The sequence below is a fragment of the Microbacterium testaceum StLB037 genome, assembly GCF_900104345.1.
GTDB classification, from domain to species: Bacteria; Actinomycetota; Actinomycetes; order Actinomycetales; family Microbacteriaceae; genus Microbacterium; species Microbacterium testaceum_A.
The window spans coordinates 156,111-172,922 of record NZ_FNJN01000005.1 but is presented as its reverse complement, the minus strand read 5'-3'; the positions used below and the strand labels follow the sequence as shown (position 1 = coordinate 172,922).

Sequence of the window (16,812 nt, the reverse complement as noted above, 5' to 3'; positions counted from 1 at the left end):
GGTGGGAGTCCGCGTTCGACTTTGCCGAAGCCCGCGAGACGGGTCCGCCGGCCGAGAAGCGCATCTGTGGTCGCCGTTGTCGCCGTGGGCTCAGCCGTCGAACGCGTCGCGCCGGACGAAGTCCGCGTCGTCGGGCAATTGCTCGACGAGATCCGGCGGGCACTCCGTGCCCAGTTCGCGGGTCGTCGTCGCGGGCGTCCGGCCGAACGTCGCGGTCACGTCCCAGCAGGTGTAGACCTCACTCGGACCGTTGTAGAGCCCGCCGCCATCGCGGGGGAGGTCCGGCCGGGGACCCGACGAAAGGAAGACGGAGAAGGTAGCGGTGGGCTCGGCGATGTGCAGGTCGTAGACGACCATCGCGCCTTCGCGGACATCGGGTGGTGTCTGTCCCATGCGATCCCACGCGGCGGTCCGGAGCCCCGTGAGCACGGTCCCGGTCTCGCGCTGCGAGACATCGAGGAGCGCCCCCACCTTCTCGTGCGCCATCGTCTGCCGCCAGAGCACCGCGTCGACGTCCTGGCGCCCCCTCTCCGAGGAGCACCCCGCGAGCCCCAGGACCACGGCGCTCAGCCCGAGCGCGACAACACTCCGCGCCCGCATCACGCCCGCCGCCCGCACAGCAGCGCCCCCACCGGCCGGGCGCCGAGGGTCGCGCGCGTGTGGGTCTCGATGATGTCGAAGCCCGCGGCATCCGCTCTCCGCCCCAGCTCAGCGGCGGACCAGCGATAGGCGCGGGTCACGGCGTGATCGAACGCCTCGATGCTCTCTCCGACGAAGAAGCCGAGCAGCAGTCGCCCGCCCGGACGGAGCGTTCGGGCGAACTCCCGCAGCGGGACGTCGATGCGAGCGGGCTCGTGGTGGATCGTCGAGAACCACGACAGGATGCCGCCGAGCCCACCGTCCTCCACCTCGAGCTCGTCGATCGAGCCGAGATCGAACCGGATGCCGGAATGAGCCGCCCGCGCGTGCGAGACGAACCGCGGCGCGAGATCGACGCCCCGCACGTCGAGTCCGAGTCCGGCCAGGTGCCCCGTCCAGTGACCGGGGCCGCAGCCGGCGTCGAGCGCGGGGCCGGTGACGGCGGTGGCCCAGGCCTCGACGATGCTCCGGTCGACCGGGTGGACGGCATCCATCGTCCCGAGGGCGTCGATGTACTCGTCGGCTCGGGCGTCGTACGCGGTCGAAGTCATCGGTCGAGGCTACGGCGTGATCGCGTCGACGAAGGCTCGCGCTTCGTCGATGAGCTGGTTCCAGCGCGCAGCTCCCGCGTCGACCGGGACCTCAGCCCACTCGCGCAGCGGGCGCCCCCGCATGATCATGGGGCCGGCGATCCCCTCGTCGACGATCTCGCCGACCCGCTCCTCGGGCAGTTTCACGACGAGCGAGCCGCTGTGGACGACGAACGCGAAGACCTTCGCGCGGATGCGCAGCCCCTCGGTGCCGAAGATCCGCCCGATGTCGACGCCCGGCAGGTCGCACTGGCGTTCGGCGATCGGGTCGAAGATCTCACGGCCCCGTGCCGTGGCATCCCTGTCGGCCATGGCCCACACGCTAGCGGCGCGCGCGGCCCGGGTCGAGCACGAAGCGGTTCGCCGAGGGGGCGACCGCGGGTCGGCGGAACGGGTCGGGCCCGTCAGCCCTGGGCCACGCGCGCGGCGATGTCGGTGCGGTACTGCCCGCCCTCGAGCCCGATGCGCTCGAGCCCGGCGTAGGCCGCCTCGCGCGCTTCGCCGAAGGTCGTGCCGGTGGCGACGACGCTGAGCACACGCCCACCCGTCGCGACGAGGTCGCCGTCGCGCAGCGCCGTCGCGGCGTGGGCGACGTGGACGCCGTCGACCTCTTCGGCTTCGTCGATCCCGGTCAGCACGCGACCGGTGAGGGGCGCCTCGGGGTACCCCTCGCTCGCGAGCACGACCGTGACCGCGGTCGCCTCGGCGAAAGCGGGACGCGGCTGATCCTCGAGCGTGCCCGAAGCCGCAGCCAGCAGGAGGCGGGACAGGGGGTCGATCAGACGCGGCAGGACGACCTGCGTCTCGGGGTCGCCGAAACGGGCGTTGAACTCGATGACCTTCACGCCCTGCTCGGTCAGGATGAGCCCGGCGTAGAGGAGCCCGATGAAGGGGGTGCCCTCGGCATCCATCTGGCGGATCACGGGCTCGGCGATGTCGCGCGTGACCTGCGCCACGAACTCGTCCTCGCCGCCGAAGCGCTCCGTCAGCCAGGGGAGGGGCGAGTACGCCCCCATGCCGCCGGTGTTGGGGCCCTCGTCGCCGTCGCGCAGGCGCTTGAAGTCCTGGGCGGGGCTGAGGGGGGCGACGTGGTCGCCGTCGCTCAGGAAGAAGAGCGAGACCTCGGGGCCCGAGAGGAACTCCTCGATCAGCACGGCGCCGCTCGGCAGGTAGCTCTTGGCGTGAGCCAGGGCCGCCGCGCGGTCGGAGGTCACGATGACGCCCTTACCCGCGGCCAGACCGTCGGCCTTGACCACGTACGGGGCGCCGAACCGGTCGAGGGCGGCCTCGACGGCGGCGGTGTCGTGCGCGCGGACCGATCCGCCGGTGGGGACGCCCGCGGCATCCATGATCCGCTTCGCGTAGGTCTTCGACCCCTCGAGCTGGGCCGCGGCCTTGCCCGGGCCGAACACGGGGATGCCGTGCGCGCGCAGCGGGTCGGCGACGCCCGCGACGAGGGGCGCTTCGGGGCCGACGACGACGAGGTCGATCGCCTCGTTCTTCGCGAAGGTCAGGACGGCGGTGGGGTCCATCGGGTCGACGTCGACGAGGTGCGCTTCGCGGGCGATTCCGGCGTTGCCGGGGGCGGCGAAGATCGCGTGCGACTCCTCTTCGGAGCGCAGCGCGAGGATGATGGCGTGCTCGCGCGCGCCCGAACCGAGGACCAGGATTCTCACGCGGACAGCCTACCGAGCGCGGGATCGCACCTTCGCGCCGCGGGCGCAACGCAGGACGCGCGACCGTCCGGCCGCATCGGGCGGGCACGCTTGGCTTCGCAGGCGCATGTTCTCCTGCGTTGTGTCGCGGTGGGTTTCGAGGGAGACGCCCCGACACAATGCAGGAGACCCGGCGACAGGGCGCGCCCGGGCCGGCGGTTCTCCCGTGTTCGCGCGCCGATCTCCTGCGTTGTGCCGCGACGCGCCGCGCGGCGCCCCCGCCACTGGCCCGCCGGTAGCGTGGATGCCATGCCTCCCCGCCGCATCGAAACCGGAGACGGCCGTGCCGCGCTCGCCGCGGTCGCTGCCGGAGACGCCCCGCGCCCGGCGACCGCCACGGCTGTGCGCTACCTGCTGCAGCTGCTCGTCGAGAAGGCCCCCGGCAACTCGGTCGAGATGCGCGTGCCGCCCTTCGGCGCGGTGCAGGTGATCGAGGGCCCCCGGCACACGCGCGGCACTCCGCCCAACGTGGTCGAGACCGATGCCGCAACCTGGATCGCCGTCGCCACGGGCCAAGAGAAGTGGGCGGATGCCGTGACCGCCGGCCGCATCGTCGCCTCGGGCGTGCGCGCCGACCTCAGCGCGTTGCTGCCGCTGCGGCCGTAGCCCGGGTCGAGGCATCCGCGGCTCGTCATCGAGGGCACGCGATCCGCGCGAGATCACACGAACGAGCCGTGCACCGTCGCGCGGAGGGCGTGACCTCCGGGAGGTGGCCGGCGCCCACGTCAGCGCCGCACCGGATCCCCGCCGCCGGCGAGGAAACGCTCGAGGTCGCGGCGCGTGGGCGCGGCCTCCCAGTCGCCGGGCACGAGGCAGGCCATCGCGCCGCAGGCGTTGGCGCGCACCAGCGTGTCGGCCACGTCGAGGCCCTCGAGGTGGGCGCTGAGGTAGCCCGCGACGAACGCGTCGCCCGCGCCGACCGTGTCGAGCGGGTCGATGACGAAGCCCAGGGCCTCGGTGGCGCCCGCCGTTGTGAAGGCGGCGGCTCCATCCGGGCCGCGCTTGACCACCACGTGCTGCACGCCGGAATCGAGCAGCGACTCGGCGGCATCCGGGCTCATCAGGGCGAACTCCTCGACCCCGCCGAACACGAGGGTCGACAGCGCCGCGATCTCGCGGAGGATCGGCCCCGCGATCACGGCGGACGCCAGGGCGGAGCGGTAGTTGACGTCGAAGCTGACGGGAACGCCGGCGGCGCGGGCGCGCTCGACGGCCGCGAGCACGGTCGCGCGAGCGGTGTCGGACAGCAGGGGCGTGATGCCCGTGACGTGCAGCAGATCGGCGTTCTCGATCCATCCCGCCGGAAGGTCGTCGGGCGCGAGGCGCGAGCCCGCCGAACCGCGGCGGTAGTAGTGCACGGCGGTGGATGCCGCGGACGGGCGCTCCTTGAGCATCAGGCCCGTCGGGGCCGCGGCGTCGACGATCGCGCGCACGTCGAGTCCTTCTCCGCGCAGCTCCCGCGCGATGCGCTCGCCGAGCGGGTCGTCGCCGACGCGGCCGAGCCACGCGGCGTCGACGCCCAGACGGCGCAGGCCCACGGCGACGTTGGTTTCGGCGCCCCCGATGCCGAGGGCGAGGCCCGCGGCGTGGCGGAGCGAGCCGACCTCGGTCGTCCGGGCGAGCGCCATCGTCTCGCCGAGGGTCACGACGCGGGTCACGCGGGTACGTCCGATCCGGCGCACACCGCGACGAACCGCTCGGCCCGCTCGCGGAGCGCACCCAGGTCGCCGCCGCGGAACGCATCGCCGAGAAGTGGACCGCCGACGCTGACCGCCACGGCGCCCGCCGCGAGCCAGGCGGCCGCGCTGTCGGCATCCACCCCTCCCGAGGGGACGACCGCGATGTCGGGGAACGGTCCGCGCAGGTCCTTCAGGTAGCCGGGGCCGACCTGTCCGGCCGGGAACACCTTCACCGCCGAGGCGCCCGCCGACCACGAGGCGAACAGCTCGGTGGGAGTGAGACCACCCGGGACGATCGGCATGCCGGCGGCGACCGCGCGCTCGACGAGGGCGGTCGAGGTGATGGGGGTGACGACGTAGTCGGCGCCGACGGCGATCGCGCGCTCGAGCTGGTCGAGGTTCGTGACCGTGCCGATGCCGAGGTCGCCGTCGAACGACGAGCGCAGGTCGGCGAAGGCGTCGAAGGTGCCCGGCGTCGTGAGCGTCAGCTCGACGCTCTGCACGCCCGCCTCGGCGAGAGCGGCGAGCACCGGCGCGTAATCCGACGCGGCGGACGCCCGGGCGACGACGACGAGCTTCGAGGCGACGGTGCGGGAGGGGAGCTCACCAGTCATGGACGGTCCCGTCGAGGAGGCGGTTCACGGGCAGGTACGCCTTCGTGTACTCGAACGCGCCGGCGGCCTCTTCGTCGAGCTCGACGCCAAGACCGGGCTGGTCGCCGGGGTGCAGGAAGCCCTTGTCGAAGGTGAAAGAGGTCTGGAACACCTCGAGCGTCTGCTCGTTGTGCGGCATGTACTCCTGGATGCCGAAGTTGTGGATCGCGAGATCCAGGTGCAGGGCCGCCGCCATGCCGACGGGCGAGATGTCGGTGGGACCGTGGATGCCGGAGCGGATGCCGTAGATCGCGGCGAAATCGAGGAGCTTCTTCATCGCGGTGATGCCGCCGGTGTGGGTGACGGCCGAGCGCACGTAGTCGATCAGGCGCTCGGTGATGAGCGTCTGGTAGTCGTACACGGTGTTGAACACCTCGCCGATCGCGAGCGGGGTGGTCGAGTGCTGACGGATGAGGCGCAGCGCCGTCTGGTCTTCGCCGGGGGTGGCGTCTTCGAGCCAGAACAGGTCGTAGGGCTCGACGTCCTTCGCGAAGCGGGCGGCCTCGATCGGCGACATGCGGTGGTGACCGTCGTGGAGGAGGCGCAGGTCGGTGCCGAACTCCTCGCGGATCTTCGCGAACACCCCGGGCATGTGGTTGAGGTACTGGCGGGTGTCCCAGGTCTCTTCGGCGGGGCGGTCGCCCGAGCGCTTCGCGGGCTCGTAGTCGTAGCGCACGCCCGGGCCCGCGGCCGAGACGCCGTAGATCTGCCCGAGGCCGGGGACGCCCGTCTGCACGCGCACGGCGGTGAAACCGAGCTCGCGGTATCCGGTGATCGCGTTCGAGAGGGCCTCGAAGTCGGTGCCCGAGGCGTGGGCGTAGACACGCACGCCGTCGCGGCTCGCGCCTCCGAGTAGCTGGTACAGCGGCATCCCGGCCTTCTTGGCCTTGATGTCCCACAGCGCCATGTCGACGGCCGCGATGGCGGCCATGGTGACGGGTCCGCGACGCCAGTAGGCACCGCGGTACAGGTACTGCCAGGTGTCTTCGATGCGATCCTCGTCGCGGCCGATGAGCATCGAGGCGAGGTGGTCGGAGAGGTACGACGCCACCGACAGCTCGCGGCCGTTGAGGGTGGCATCCCCCCATCCGACGACGCCGTCGCTCGTAGTGATCTTCAGGGTGACGAAGTTGCGGCCGGGGCTGGTGACGATGACGTCGACGGAGGCGATGCTCATGTGCGGACTTTCTGGCGGAGGGAGGCGGCGGGTCGGAGCGGGGCACGATTCGTGGCCCCGGGGCGCTGGAGGGAGCAGCGCCGCACGCGCGGGGGCGTCGGAGCCGGCCCCGGGGCGTCGTACGCGGACCCGGGGCCACGCCGAACGCCCCGGGAGGACGAGGGAGGAGAGGGATGCCGGGCGGGTCCGCCGTCACGAACCCGCCCGGGTGCGGGGCCGCTCGAGAGCGACCCCGCGGGATCACATCGCGGGGCGGGGATCCCGCAGATCGCGACCGGTCCACTCGGGGGCCACGATCGCGGCGACCAGCGCCGCGGCGGTGAACACGCCCATGAGCACCATGATCGGCACGATGCTGCCGGTGGCTGCGGCCACCCACGCGGCGGCGATGACCGGGCCGATGCCGGTGGCGACGATCGCGGCGACCTCGCGCACGACGGCGGTGAGGGTGTAGCGGTTGCGGGCGCCGAAGATCTCGGGGATCGAGATGTTCTCCATCGACGCCAGGCCCAGCACCGAGATGTTGTGGATGAGCGCGTAGCCGACGAAGATCGCACCGACCTCGCGGGAGTTGATCATCAGCAGCGTCGGCACGATCAGCACGAGCGACAGCGCCGACATGACGATGTACATGCGGCGGCGGCCGAACTTGTCGCCGAGGAAGCCGACGAGCGGGATCGTGAGGAACCCGATCAGCGACGAGACGATGACGATCTCGGGGCCGACCTCTTTCGAGATCGCGAGGGTGATCGTGATGAACGAGATGAGGTAGGTCTGCACGATGCCGGAGTTGCCGGCCTGGCCGAAGCGCAGCAAGAACGACACGAGCACGGCCTTGAGGGGCTTCTTCTGCAGCGACTCGAGCGTGCGGATGTCGTTGGTCTCGGTGGCGACCTTGTGCAGCTCGGCGCGCGAGAGCGCCTTGCCGTCGACGACGTCGGTGCGCTCCTCGAAGACGGGGCTCTCTTTGAGATTGAAGCGCACCCAGAGGGCGAAGAGCATGATGACGGCGCTGCCGATGAAGGGGATGCGCCAGCCCCACGCGATGACGTCGCTTTCCATCATCACGGCGAGCAGGATCGCCCAGATGCCCGAGGCGAACAGCGTCCCGCAGTTGGTGCCGAGCGCGACGAGCGAGGCGACGACGCCGCGGCGGTTGTCGGGGGCGTACTCGGCGAGCATGACGCCCGCGCCCGAGATCTCGGCTCCGGCGCCGAAGCCCTGGGCGAGGCGGAGCACCACGAGCAGGATCGGGGCCAGGATGCCGACCTGCTCGTAGGTGGGCAGCACGCCGATCAGGGTGGTCGCGGCGCCCATGAGCAGGATCGTGTAGAACAACACCTGCTTGCGGCCGATCTTGTCGCCGATGCGGGCGAAGAAGAAGGCGCCGACCGGGCGGGCCACGTAGCCCACGCCGTAGGTGGCCATCGCCAGAACGACCGCCATCGCGGCGTCGCCGCCGGCGAAGAAGATCTGGCTGAAGACGAGGGCTGCGGCGAGCGAGTAGAGCTGGAAGTCCATGAACTCCAGCGCGGTGCCGAGCCAGCCCGAGACGGCGGCGCGGGCGAGGTCGCCGACGGACCGTTTGGCGACGGGCGGCGACGTCGAGGCGTCGACGCCGGGGGCGGATGAGCTGCTCATCGGATTACTCCTTCGTAGGTGATGCGTAGCGGGATCGCTGGGTGTCGGGGGATGTTCGAGGGGCCCGCTCAGAGAGCGAGCAGGACTTTGGCGGATGCCGAGGAGTCCCGCGCCACGGCGAACGCGCTCACCGCGTCGGCGGCGGGGACGACGTGCGACACGACGGTGTCGAGCGCGTCGGTCGAGGCGAGCATCGCGATGGCGTCGTCGATCTCGGTCGAGAAGCGGAACGCTCCGCGCAGCGTCAGCTCCTTCGCGAGCATCGGGGCGAGGTTCACCCCGAGCTCGGCGTCCGGCAGCATGCCGACCTGCACGACGGTGCCGGCGCGGCGGGCGGCGCGGACCGCCTGGGTGAGGGCCACTCCGACGCCGGAGCACTCGAAGACGACGTCGAACGACTCGTTCTCGATCGCGTCGGTGCCCACGAGGAAGGTCTCGGCCGCACCGAGGACGCGAGCGCGCTCGAGCGGTTCGGGGCGCACGTCGCTCGCGGCGACCAGTCCGGCTCCCGCGTGCACGGCGGCCGCCGCGACCAGCAGGCCGATGGGGCCGGATCCGATGACGAGCGCCCGCTTGCCGGAGAGGTCGCCCGCGAGGCTCACCGCGTGGATGGCGACGGCGAGGGGCTCGGCGAGGGCGGCGCGCTCGAGGGACAGCCCATCGGGCAGGACGCGGATCATGTGTTCCTCGACCACGAGCAGCTCGGCGGCTCCGCCCTGTCGGTGGGGGAAGCCCGCGGCGCTGCCGAGATAGTCGCCACCCGCGCGAAGGTGCGGGCGCTCCTCGAGGCCCGGCACCGAGGGGCCGAAGCGCGCGGGGTGCACGGTGACGGGCGTGCCCGGCGCGAGGCGCCCCGAGGGGTCGAGGTCGACCTCGGCCGACAGCTCGTGACCGGGGGTCAGGGGCTCTCGCACCGCGTATTCGCCGTTCTTGCCGTGGAAGTAGTAGTGCAGGTCCGACCCGCAGATGCCGACGTAGCGCACGCGCAGCCGCACCTCGCCGTCGCCGGGTTCGGGGGCGGGGCGGTCTTCCCAGCGGATGTCCTCCGCGGCGTGGATCGCGAGAAGCTTCATCGCGTCTCCTTCGGGTCTGTGCGCCCGGGCGGGCGCGGGTGGGTTCAGGGGGCGGTGGGGGAGAGGGTGCCGGATGCCGAGAGACTCTCGGCGATCGCGCTGTCGACGCCCCGCTCGACGATCGTGTCGAGCAGGTCGCCGACGCGGTCGACGAAGGCGGTGCGGTGCGCGAGGTCTTCGCCGAACAACTGGAGTTCGACGATGGCGCGGGCGGCGAGGTCGCGCCCGCCGCGGGTCGCGGCGGCGGCGAGGCGCTCGCGAGCCGGGTCGGTCATGGCCGCGGCGTGGGGGCCGGGGTCGAAGCCCGCGGGCGGAGCGATGCAGGCGAGGTACGCGGCCACCGTGAGGGCGATCAGGTGCGGGAACTCTCCCCGCTCGAACGCCTGGGCGACCGGGCCGGGGATGCGCTGGCCGAGCTTGACCGACCCGTCGGAGCCGACCTGGCTCGTACGGTGTCCGAGCGCGCTATTGCCCCAGCGGGCGAACAGGTCGCGCTCGTACGCGGCGATGTCGACCCCGCGCGGGGCGGTGACCGAGGGCTCGTACTCGCTGCGCAGGATCGCGGTGGCGGCGGCTTCGACGTCGGTCAGGCCGATGGCATCCGGGATCGTGGGAACCCCGCGCAGAGCGCCGAGGTAGGCGATCAGCGAGTGCGTGCCGTTGAGCAGGCGCACCTTGAGCAGTTCGTACGCGCCCACCTCGTCGGTGAACACCGCGCCGCCGGCCTCCCACGCGGGGCGACCACCCGCGAAGCGGTCTTCGATCGCCCACATCGTGAAGGGCTCGGCAGGCACGGGCACGTCGTCGCGGACGCCGAGGAGAGCGGCGACGCGCTCCGTGAGCTCGGGGGTGGTCGACGGCACGATGCGGTCGACCATGCTCGAGGGGAAGGTCACGGCGCGGTCGAGGTACGCCAGGGCATCGGCCGATTCGGCATCCGGGAGCTCCTGCAGGAACGCGCGCACCAGCTTCTCGGTGTGCGAGCCGTTGGACAGCAGGTTGTCGCAGCTGAGGATCGCGATCGGTTCACCGCCCGCCGCGGCCCGGCGCTGCAGGCCGCGGGCGAGCTGGCCGATGGTCGAGCGGGGGGAGCCTCCGCGCAGGTCGGCGGCGACGATCGGGTCGGCGACGTCGAGGCGCTGGGTGGCGTTGGAGTAGCTGTAGCCGTTCTCGGTCACCGTGAGCGTCGCGATGCGGATGCGCGGATCGGCGAGGTCGGCGACCACGCGGGCCGGGTCATCGGCGGCGACGTACGAGTCGGTGTGCACCCCGGGGATGTCGAGGGTCGTGCCCGCGGGTGAGACCGTCGCGACGGAGTACAGGTGGTCCTGCGCGTGCAGAGCGTCGACGACCCGGCGCGAGCGTGAGGCGACGCCGACGATGCCCCAGTCGCCGCCCTCGGCGCGCAGGGCTGCGGCGGTGTAGACGGCCTGGTGGGCGCGGTGGAAGCTGCCGAGTCCGAGGTGCAGGATGCCGGCGCCCGAGGGGGCGGCGGGAACGGCCGCGGGGAGGGTCGCGCCACGGCGCAGGATCGCGCTCATGCGCGGGCTCCCGACGAAGCGGCGGGGCTCGACCGGGGGAGATCGTCGATGATCGGCATGAAAGCAGTGTGCAGTGTTTGTACAAACTTGTCAACAGTTTTCAGGTCGGCATGCACGATGATGGAACGACGGCAGAGAGACGGTGGTGATGGCGGCGAACCTGACCGAGGTGGCACGGCACGCGGGGGTGTCGATCGCCACGGCGTCCCGCGCCTTCGGCGAGCCCGACCGGCTCGCCCCCGCGACCCTCGAACGCGTGCGCCGCGCTGCGGCCGAACTCGGCTACGCCACGCCGCAGGCCGCCGTCGGCACCCGCACGATCGCGGTGGTCGTCCCGGATGCCGCGAACCCCGTCTATGCGACCCTGCTCAAGGCGATCCAGGGGCAGGCGTGGCACGGCCGCCACCGCATCGTCTTGTTCGACGCCGATGAAGATCTTCGCCGCGAGCGCGAGGCGATCGAACTCGGATGCCGAACGGACGGGGTGCTGCTGTGCTCGCCGCGCCTCCCCGAGCGGGAGGTGCTCGATCTCGTCGGCGAGACGCCGCACGTCATCGTGAACCGCGTCATCGACGGCGCCGTGTGCGTGGTGATGGACGCCGAGCGCGGACCGACCCAGGCGGTCGAGCACCTCTCGGCCCTGGGTCACGACCACATCGCGTACGCGTCCGGACCGCACGGCTCATGGGCCGACGAACAGCGCGCCGACGCCGTGGCGCGCGCGTGCGAGAGCTTCGGCATCCGCCTCACCCGCCTGAGCAACCACGCGGCATCCATTCAGGGCGGGAGAGCGGGAGCCGCCGCGGCCGTCGCCAGCGGCGCCACCGCGGTCATCGCCTACAACGACCTCGTCGCCCTCGGGCTCGAGGCCGGCATGGCCGAGCTCGGGCGCGTGTGCCCCGACGACGTCAGCCTCGTGGGTATCGACGACATCGAGCTCGCCGGAGCGGTGACGCCGAGCCTCACCACCGTGCGGATGCCGATCGCCCGCTCGGGGGCGCTCGCCGTCGATCTGCTGCTGCAGGCGATGGGCGGTTCCCCCTCGCCGCACGAGACGGTCCTGCCCTCCCAGCTCATCGTGCGCAGCTCGACGGCACCGCCGCGCTCCCCGCGGTGACGCACCCCGCCCCGCACGCCCGCCGCCCCGCCCTCTCGACGCCGAGACGGAGCGACCCCGAAACGGTGCGGCGGTGGGACAATGGGCGTATGGCCGAGCAGCCCGCCCCCGAACGATCGTCCGCCGCGCGCGATGAGCGCCAGACGCTGACGGTCCGTCGCGCCCCGAAGTACGGCGTGTTCCTGGCGGCCGGGGCGTTCCTCGGCATCCTCGTCGCTCTCCTGCTCACCGTCTTCATCGACGGTTCCGACATCAGCCCGTACACGCAGGTCGTCTACTCGCAGATGCAGGTCTTCGGCTTCACCGCCCTGATCTTCGTCGTGCTGGGCGTCGCGGTGGGGGCGATCGTCGCCCTGATCTTCGAGCGCACCGTCGGCGGCCGGACCCGCCAGGTCACCGTCGAGCACGAGCAGCACGGCATCTGACCGGCAGCCCGCCCCTCACGCCAGTTCGGCGATGATCGGGTGGATCGCGGTGTCGAAAGCGGCCACGTCACCGCGCAGACCGTCGGTCACCGCCACGGTCAGAGAGCCGATCCACCACACGCCCCGCTGGGCCAGCGGGAGCACCTGCACGTTCAGCTCGAACGAGTGCGCGCGTCGCCCCACGGCCCGCTCGTGCGCGGCGATCGCGCTCGCGTAGGCGCGGTACGAGACCCCGGGTCGGGCGGCGGCCTCGCGGGCGTAGCGGTCGTGCGCGAGCCGGGCGAAGTCCACTGCGTCGTCGGCGTGCGCCCCGATGGCCGCACGCAGGGTCTCGGATCCTTCGACCGGCAGGGTGACGAGCGTGTCGAAACCGTCGATCAACTCGAGGGGAACGGGCGAGGGGTGCGCCTGCGGCTCCACCGTCATCGCCCAGTACTCGCGCCACTCCCGTTCGAGCTGGGCGTGCGCGGCATCCGTCCGCTCGTCCACCCACGGGGGCGGCACGCGACGCAGGGCGGGGAGCTCGTCGGGAGACCGGATGCCGAGGACCTGGCGCAGATAGAGCGCGACGAGCACCGTTTGCGCCGCGTCTTCGCGGATCACCCACTCCGGCTGACCGCCCGTCATGGCGTCATTGTAGGGACGGGGAGAGGCCTCGGGGTGGGCCTTGCGTCGCGGGCGCGGTGCCCGCGCGTGTTCGCCCCGGGTAGTCTGTTGCGGTGGCTTCCGCTCCCCACGAAAACCCGTACTCCGCCGCAGGCGTCGATACCGCCGCCGGAGATCTCGCCGTCGAACTGATGAAGTCGGCCGTGCGTCGCACGCACGGGCCCGAGGTGCTCGGCGGGGTCGGCGGTTTCGCCGGTCTCTTCGACGCCTCCGCGCTCCGCGACTACGCGCGCCCCCTGCTCGCGACCAGCACCGACGGCGTCGGCACGAAGGTCGCGATCGCGCAGGCGATCGACAAGCACGACACGATCGGCGAAGACCTCGTCGGCATGGTCGTCGACGACATCGTCGTGGTCGGTGCGCGTCCGCTGTTCATGACCGACTACATCGCGTGCGGCAAGGTCGTGCCGCAGCGCATCGCCGACATCGTCGCGGGTATCGCGCGTGGCTGCGCGATGACCGGCACGGCGCTGGTCGGCGGCGAGACCGCCGAACACCCCGGCCTGCTGGGCATCGACGACTACGACGTCGCGGGAGCGGCGACCGGCGTGGTCGAGGCCGACCGCATCCTCGGCGCCGATCGCGTGCGCAACGGCGACGTCGTACTGGCGCTGGCCTCGAGCGGCCTGCACTCCAACGGCTACTCGCTCGTGCGCCACATCATCACCGGCGCCGGCATCGCCTACGGCTCCGCCTCGGCCGAGCTCGGCGGGACGTGGGGCGAGGCGCTGCTCGAGCCCACGCGCCTGTACACCTCGCCGCTGCTGCGCCTGCTCGACGACGAGGCCGTGGGAACCGGCATCCACTCGCTCAGCCACGTCACGGGCGGTGGCATCGCGGCGAACCTCGCGCGCGTCCTGCCCCAGAACACGTGGGTCGACGTGGACCGCTCGACCTGGAGCCCCTCGCCGGTGTTCCGCGTGCTCGCCGACATGGGCGGCCTCGAGCTGACGGCGACCGAGGGCACGTGGAACCTCGGCATCGGCTTCCTCGCGGTCGTCGCCGCCGAGGTCGCCGACGCTGCGATCGCGGCGCTGCAGGCCGAGGGCATCGCCACGTGGCAGGTCGGCGTCGTGCGCGACGCAGCCCGCCCCGAGGGCGAGTACGAACAGGGCGCCAAGGGCGTCGACGGCGGCGCCGTGCGCCTGGTCGGAACCTACGCGGATGCCGGCACGCCGGCGAACGGAGCGAGCTAACACCTCATGTGCGGCATCGTCGGCATGGCCGGGCAGGGCCCGGTCAACCAGGAGATCTACGACGCGCTCCTCCTCCTCCAGCACCGGGGCCAGGACTCGACGGGCATGGCCACGGCCGAGTCCAGCGGCGTCTTCCACATCCACAAGGCCCGCGGTCAGGTGCGCGAGGCCTTCCGCACGCGCGACATGCGCGCCCTGCTCGGCGACATCGGCCTCGGTCACGTGCGCTACGCCACCAAGGGCACCGCGTCGAACGAAGAAGAGGCCCAGCCCTTCTACGTCAACGCGCCCTACGGCATCGTGCTGGTGCACAACGGGAACCTCACGAACACGCGAGAGCTCACCACTGAGCTCTTCCACAAGGACCGTCGGCACCTGAACACCAGCAGCGACACCGAGCTGCTCGTGAACATTCTCGGCTCCGAGCTGCAGTCCGAGATCACCGGCCCCGATCTCGACCCCGCCCAAGTGTTCCGCGCGGTCGCCCGCGTGCACGAACGCGTCGAGGGCTCGTACGCCTCGATCGCCCTCATCGCCGGCTACGGTCTGCTCGCGTTCCGCGACCCCTTCGGCATCCGTCCCCTCATCCTCGGCAAGCGGCCCGCCGCTCAGGTGCCGGGCGGCGAGCCGCGCGACGAGTACATCGTGGCGTCCGAGTCGCTGGTGCTCGAGAACGCCGGCTTCGAGGTCGTGCGCGACGTGCTCCCCGGCGAAGCGGTGTTCATCACCCTCGACGGGACGCTGCACTCCCAGCAGTGCGCCGAGAACCCGACGCTCGCGCCGTGCTCGTTCGAGTACGTCTACCTCGCGCGCCCCGACTCGGTCATGAACGGCGTCTCGGTGTACGAGACGCGCCTGCGCATGGGCGAGCGCCTGGCCGACACCGTGGCGAAGTACACCCCCGCGGGGACGATCGACGTGGTCATGCCGATCCCCGACTCCGCGCGTCCGGCCGCGATGCAGGTGGCCCGCAAGCTCGGCATCGAGTACCGCGAGGGCTTCTACAAGAACCGCTACGTCGGCCGCACCTTCATCATGCCGGGGCAGGCGGTGCGCAAGAAGAGCGTGCGCCAGAAGCTCAACGCCATGTCGACCGAGTTCCAGGGCAAGAACGTCCTGCTCGTCGACGACTCGATCGTCCGCGGCACGACGAGCCGCGAGATCATCCAAATGGCTCGGGATGCCGGCGCCAAGAGCGTGACGTTCGCTTCGGCGGCCCCGCCGGTGCGCTACCCCCATGTCTACGGCATCAACATGCCCTCGCGCCACGAGCTCGTCGCCCACGGCCGCACGATCCCCGAGATCGCCGAAGAGCTCGGCTGCGACTACCTCGTGTACCAAGAGGTCGACGACCTCAAGGCGGCGATCATGGAGGGGACCGACCTGGTCGATCTCGACATGAGCTGCTTCGACGGCCGCTACGTCACGGGAACCGTGTCGGAGGAGTACCTCGCCTGGGTCGAGGGCAGCCAGGAGTCTTGACCCGCCGCAGCGCGGGAACCATCGCCCTCGCCGCGGCGGCGATCGTGCTGCTGGCGTTGACCCTGCGCATCGCGGTGGCCTCGCTGTCGCCGCTCCTGACGCGCATCGGCGAGGAGTTCCCGCTCCCGGCGGTCGTGGTGGGCCTGATCGGCATGGCTCCTCCGGTGGCGTTCGCACTCGCCGGAATGGTGACACCGGCCATCGAGCGGCGCCTGGGGCTGGAGCGCTCGGTGCTGATCGCCGCAATCACGGCCGCGGTCATGCTGGGGCTTCGCGCGGCGGCGCTGGACGCGTGGTCGCTCCTCGGGGCGACGGCCGGGGTGTTCGCGGCGGTGGGCGTCGCGAACGTGCTCATCCCGACCGTGGTGAAGAAGTACTTCCCCGAGCGCATCGGGCTCATGACGACCGTCTACAGCACCGCGATGGCGGTGGCGACGTTCACGCCCCCGCTCGTCGCCGTGCCGCTGGCCGACGCCGTGGGGTGGCGCGGCTCGTTCGCGACGTGGGCCGTCGTGGCGCTGGCCGCGGTCGCCCCCTGGGTCGCTCTGAACCTGCGCGCGCGGGCGTCGCGACGCGATGCGCTCGACGAGCCGCGCACGGCCGTGCTGTCGCGGCTCGTGCGTGTGCCGCAGACGTGGGCCCTCGTGATCACGTTCGGCGTGAACTCCTCGGTCGCCTACGGGATGTTCGCGTGGATGCCGCCCCTGCTCATCGACGTCGCCGGAGTGGATGCCGCGGAGGCCGGCGGACTGCTCGCGCTCTTCTCCTTCATGGGCCTGCCGGTGTCGCTCCTCGTGCCCCTGCTGGTGGCGCGGCTCGGCCGCACCACCCCGTTCTACGTGGTGGCGGTGGGGTGCGGGGTGACGGGGGTGCTGGGGCTGATCGTGGCTCCGGCGACCGCGACCGTGCTGTGGGTCGTGCTCATCGGCATCCCGCCCCTGATGTTCCCCCTCGCACTGGTGCTGTTCGGGCTGCGCACGCGCTCGCACGAGACGACGGTCGCCCTGAGCGGGTTCGTGCAGAGCGTGGGGTACGCCTTCGCCGCCCTGATGCCGCTGGCCATCGGGCTCACGCACGAGGTGACCGGGGGCTGGATCGCGGGTCTCTCTCTTCTCGGCGTCGCTCTGCTGCTCGTCGTTCCCGCCGCGATCGTCATGGTGCGCCGCGAGAGCGTCGAAGAGGCATGGGAACGTCGCACGGGCTTCACCTGGTGACGAC

General features: G+C 71.9%; 17 protein-coding genes. 6 read left to right on the top strand and 11 right to left on the bottom strand.

Translation table 11 applies throughout. The annotated features are described in order from the left end of the window. Positions 1-90: 90 nt before the first annotated feature. The 4 genes from BLS25_RS12205 to purD all read right to left on the bottom strand — a co-directional run bounded on the left by BLS25_RS12205 (position 91) and on the right by purD (position 2,905). The gene (locus BLS25_RS12205) at positions 91-600 is read right to left on the bottom strand and encodes a hypothetical protein (protein WP_143017940.1); all 510 of its coding nucleotides are present in this window, start codon (positions 598-600) and stop codon (positions 91-93) included. Next, positions 600-1,190: a class I SAM-dependent DNA methyltransferase gene (locus BLS25_RS12200; protein ID WP_074696094.1), complete on the bottom strand. Its 591-nt coding sequence runs from the start codon at positions 1,188-1,190 to the stop codon at positions 600-602. The genes BLS25_RS12205 and BLS25_RS12200 overlap by 1 nt, the downstream gene beginning before the upstream one ends. 9 nt (positions 1,191-1,199) lie before the next feature. After that, positions 1,200-1,541 (bottom strand): hypothetical protein, encoded by a 342-nt coding sequence (locus tag BLS25_RS12195; protein ID WP_074696092.1) that lies wholly within the window; start codon positions 1,539-1,541, stop codon positions 1,200-1,202. Between the two features lie 92 nt (positions 1,542-1,633). After that, positions 1,634-2,905 carry a phosphoribosylamine--glycine ligase gene (purD, locus tag BLS25_RS12190; protein ID WP_074696090.1) on the bottom strand — a complete coding sequence of 424 codons (1,272 nt, stop codon included), beginning with the start codon at positions 2,903-2,905 and terminating at the stop codon, positions 1,634-1,636. A 288-nt stretch (positions 2,906-3,193) separates the two neighbouring features. Between purD and BLS25_RS12185 the strand changes: the two genes are divergently transcribed. Beyond that, positions 3,194-3,550 (top strand): sterol carrier family protein, encoded by a 357-nt coding sequence (locus tag BLS25_RS12185; RefSeq protein ID WP_056225751.1) that lies wholly within the window; start codon positions 3,194-3,196, stop codon positions 3,548-3,550. Between the two features lie 119 nt (positions 3,551-3,669). Here the strand turns inward: BLS25_RS12185 and BLS25_RS12180 are convergent, their stop codons facing one another. From BLS25_RS12180 to BLS25_RS12155, 6 genes are all read right to left on the bottom strand, one after another. After that, the gene (locus BLS25_RS12180) at positions 3,670-4,602 is read right to left on the bottom strand and encodes a sugar kinase (RefSeq protein WP_074696088.1); all 933 of its coding nucleotides are present in this window, start codon (positions 4,600-4,602) and stop codon (positions 3,670-3,672) included. Continuing rightward, on the bottom strand, positions 4,599-5,237 hold the full coding sequence (locus tag BLS25_RS12175; RefSeq protein ID WP_074696086.1) for a bifunctional 4-hydroxy-2-oxoglutarate aldolase/2-dehydro-3-deoxy-phosphogluconate aldolase: 639 nt from the start codon (positions 5,235-5,237) through the stop codon (positions 4,599-4,601). The genes BLS25_RS12180 and BLS25_RS12175 overlap by 4 nt, the downstream gene beginning before the upstream one ends. Then, entirely contained in the window at positions 5,227-6,453 is a 1,227-nt protein-coding gene (gene manD / locus BLS25_RS12170) for a D-mannonate dehydratase ManD (RefSeq protein WP_074696084.1), read from the bottom strand. Before manD ends, BLS25_RS12175 begins: the two co-directional genes overlap by 11 nt. Positions 6,454-6,693: 240 nt before the next feature. Next, positions 6,694-8,094 carry an MFS transporter gene (locus BLS25_RS12165; RefSeq protein ID WP_056225760.1) on the bottom strand — a complete coding sequence of 467 codons (1,401 nt, stop codon included), beginning with the start codon at positions 8,092-8,094 and terminating at the stop codon, positions 6,694-6,696. A gap of 68 nt (positions 8,095-8,162) precedes the next feature. Beyond that, positions 8,163-9,167 carry a zinc-binding dehydrogenase gene (locus BLS25_RS12160; protein ID WP_074696082.1) on the bottom strand — a complete coding sequence of 335 codons (1,005 nt, stop codon included), beginning with the start codon at positions 9,165-9,167 and terminating at the stop codon, positions 8,163-8,165. Positions 9,168-9,211: 44 nt separating this feature from the next. Beyond that, on the bottom strand, positions 9,212-10,708 hold the full coding sequence (locus BLS25_RS12155) for a mannitol dehydrogenase family protein (RefSeq protein WP_074696080.1): 1,497 nt from the start codon (positions 10,706-10,708) through the stop codon (positions 9,212-9,214). A 148-nt stretch (positions 10,709-10,856) separates the two neighbouring features. On the opposite strand from BLS25_RS12155, the gene BLS25_RS12150 reads away from it, so the two are divergent. After that, positions 10,857-11,825, top strand: coding sequence for a LacI family DNA-binding transcriptional regulator (locus BLS25_RS12150; protein WP_056225771.1), 969 nt, complete (start codon positions 10,857-10,859; stop codon positions 11,823-11,825). 89 nt (positions 11,826-11,914) lie between these two features. Then, positions 11,915-12,250, top strand: a complete 336-nt coding sequence (locus BLS25_RS12145) for a potassium transporter Trk (protein ID WP_074696078.1) — start codon at positions 11,915-11,917, stop codon at positions 12,248-12,250. A 15-nt stretch (positions 12,251-12,265) separates the two neighbouring features. Here the strand turns inward: BLS25_RS12145 and BLS25_RS12140 are convergent, their stop codons facing one another. After that, positions 12,266-12,877 carry a hypothetical protein gene (locus tag BLS25_RS12140; protein ID WP_056225776.1) on the bottom strand — a complete coding sequence of 204 codons (612 nt, stop codon included), beginning with the start codon at positions 12,875-12,877 and terminating at the stop codon, positions 12,266-12,268. Between the two features lie 92 nt (positions 12,878-12,969). On the opposite strand from BLS25_RS12140, the gene purM reads away from it, so the two are divergent. The 3 genes from purM to BLS25_RS12125 are packed head-to-tail and all read left to right on the top strand — an operon-like array spanning position 12,970 to position 16,808. Next, the gene (gene purM, locus BLS25_RS12135) at positions 12,970-14,112 is read left to right on the top strand and encodes a phosphoribosylformylglycinamidine cyclo-ligase (protein WP_074696076.1); all 1,143 of its coding nucleotides are present in this window, start codon (positions 12,970-12,972) and stop codon (positions 14,110-14,112) included. A gap of 6 nt (positions 14,113-14,118) precedes the next feature. After that, complete coding sequence (purF, locus tag BLS25_RS12130) at positions 14,119-15,594, top strand: amidophosphoribosyltransferase (protein WP_074696074.1); 1,476 nt, start codon at positions 14,119-14,121, stop codon at positions 15,592-15,594. Next, complete coding sequence (locus BLS25_RS12125; RefSeq protein ID WP_074696072.1) at positions 15,591-16,808, top strand: MFS transporter; 1,218 nt, start codon at positions 15,591-15,593, stop codon at positions 16,806-16,808. Before purF ends, BLS25_RS12125 begins: the two co-directional genes overlap by 4 nt. Positions 16,809-16,812: the final 4 nt, after the last annotated feature.

What these genes read in the sequence shown, in the direction of transcription:
- BLS25_RS12205 (WP_143017940.1), bottom strand. Translation starts at nt 600, where the DNA reads ATGCGGGCGCGGAGTGTTGTCGCGCTCGGGCTGAGCGCCGTGGTCCTG.
- BLS25_RS12200 (WP_074696094.1), bottom strand. Translation starts at nt 1,190, where the DNA reads ATGACTTCGACCGCGTACGACGCCCGAGCCGACGAGTACATCGACGCC.
- BLS25_RS12195 (WP_074696092.1), bottom strand. Translation starts at nt 1,541, where the DNA reads ATGGCCGACAGGGATGCCACGGCACGGGGCCGTGAGATCTTCGACCCG.
- BLS25_RS12185 (WP_056225751.1), top strand. Translation starts at nt 3,194, where the DNA reads ATGCCTCCCCGCCGCATCGAAACCGGAGACGGCCGTGCCGCGCTCGCC.
- BLS25_RS12175 (WP_074696086.1), bottom strand. Translation starts at nt 5,237, where the DNA reads ATGACTGGTGAGCTCCCCTCCCGCACCGTCGCCTCGAAGCTCGTCGTC.
- manD (WP_074696084.1), bottom strand. Translation starts at nt 6,453, where the DNA reads ATGAGCATCGCCTCCGTCGACGTCATCGTCACCAGCCCCGGCCGCAAC.
- BLS25_RS12165 (WP_056225760.1), bottom strand. Translation starts at nt 8,094, where the DNA reads ATGAGCAGCTCATCCGCCCCCGGCGTCGACGCCTCGACGTCGCCGCCC.
- BLS25_RS12160 (WP_074696082.1), bottom strand. Translation starts at nt 9,167, where the DNA reads ATGAAGCTTCTCGCGATCCACGCCGCGGAGGACATCCGCTGGGAAGAC.
- BLS25_RS12155 (WP_074696080.1), bottom strand. Translation starts at nt 10,708, where the DNA reads ATGAGCGCGATCCTGCGCCGTGGCGCGACCCTCCCCGCGGCCGTTCCC.
- BLS25_RS12150 (WP_056225771.1), top strand. Translation starts at nt 10,857, where the DNA reads ATGGCGGCGAACCTGACCGAGGTGGCACGGCACGCGGGGGTGTCGATC.
- BLS25_RS12145 (WP_074696078.1), top strand. Translation starts at nt 11,915, where the DNA reads ATGGCCGAGCAGCCCGCCCCCGAACGATCGTCCGCCGCGCGCGATGAG.
- BLS25_RS12140 (WP_056225776.1), bottom strand. Translation starts at nt 12,877, where the DNA reads ATGACGGGCGGTCAGCCGGAGTGGGTGATCCGCGAAGACGCGGCGCAA.
- purF (WP_074696074.1), top strand. Translation starts at nt 14,119, where the DNA reads ATGTGCGGCATCGTCGGCATGGCCGGGCAGGGCCCGGTCAACCAGGAG.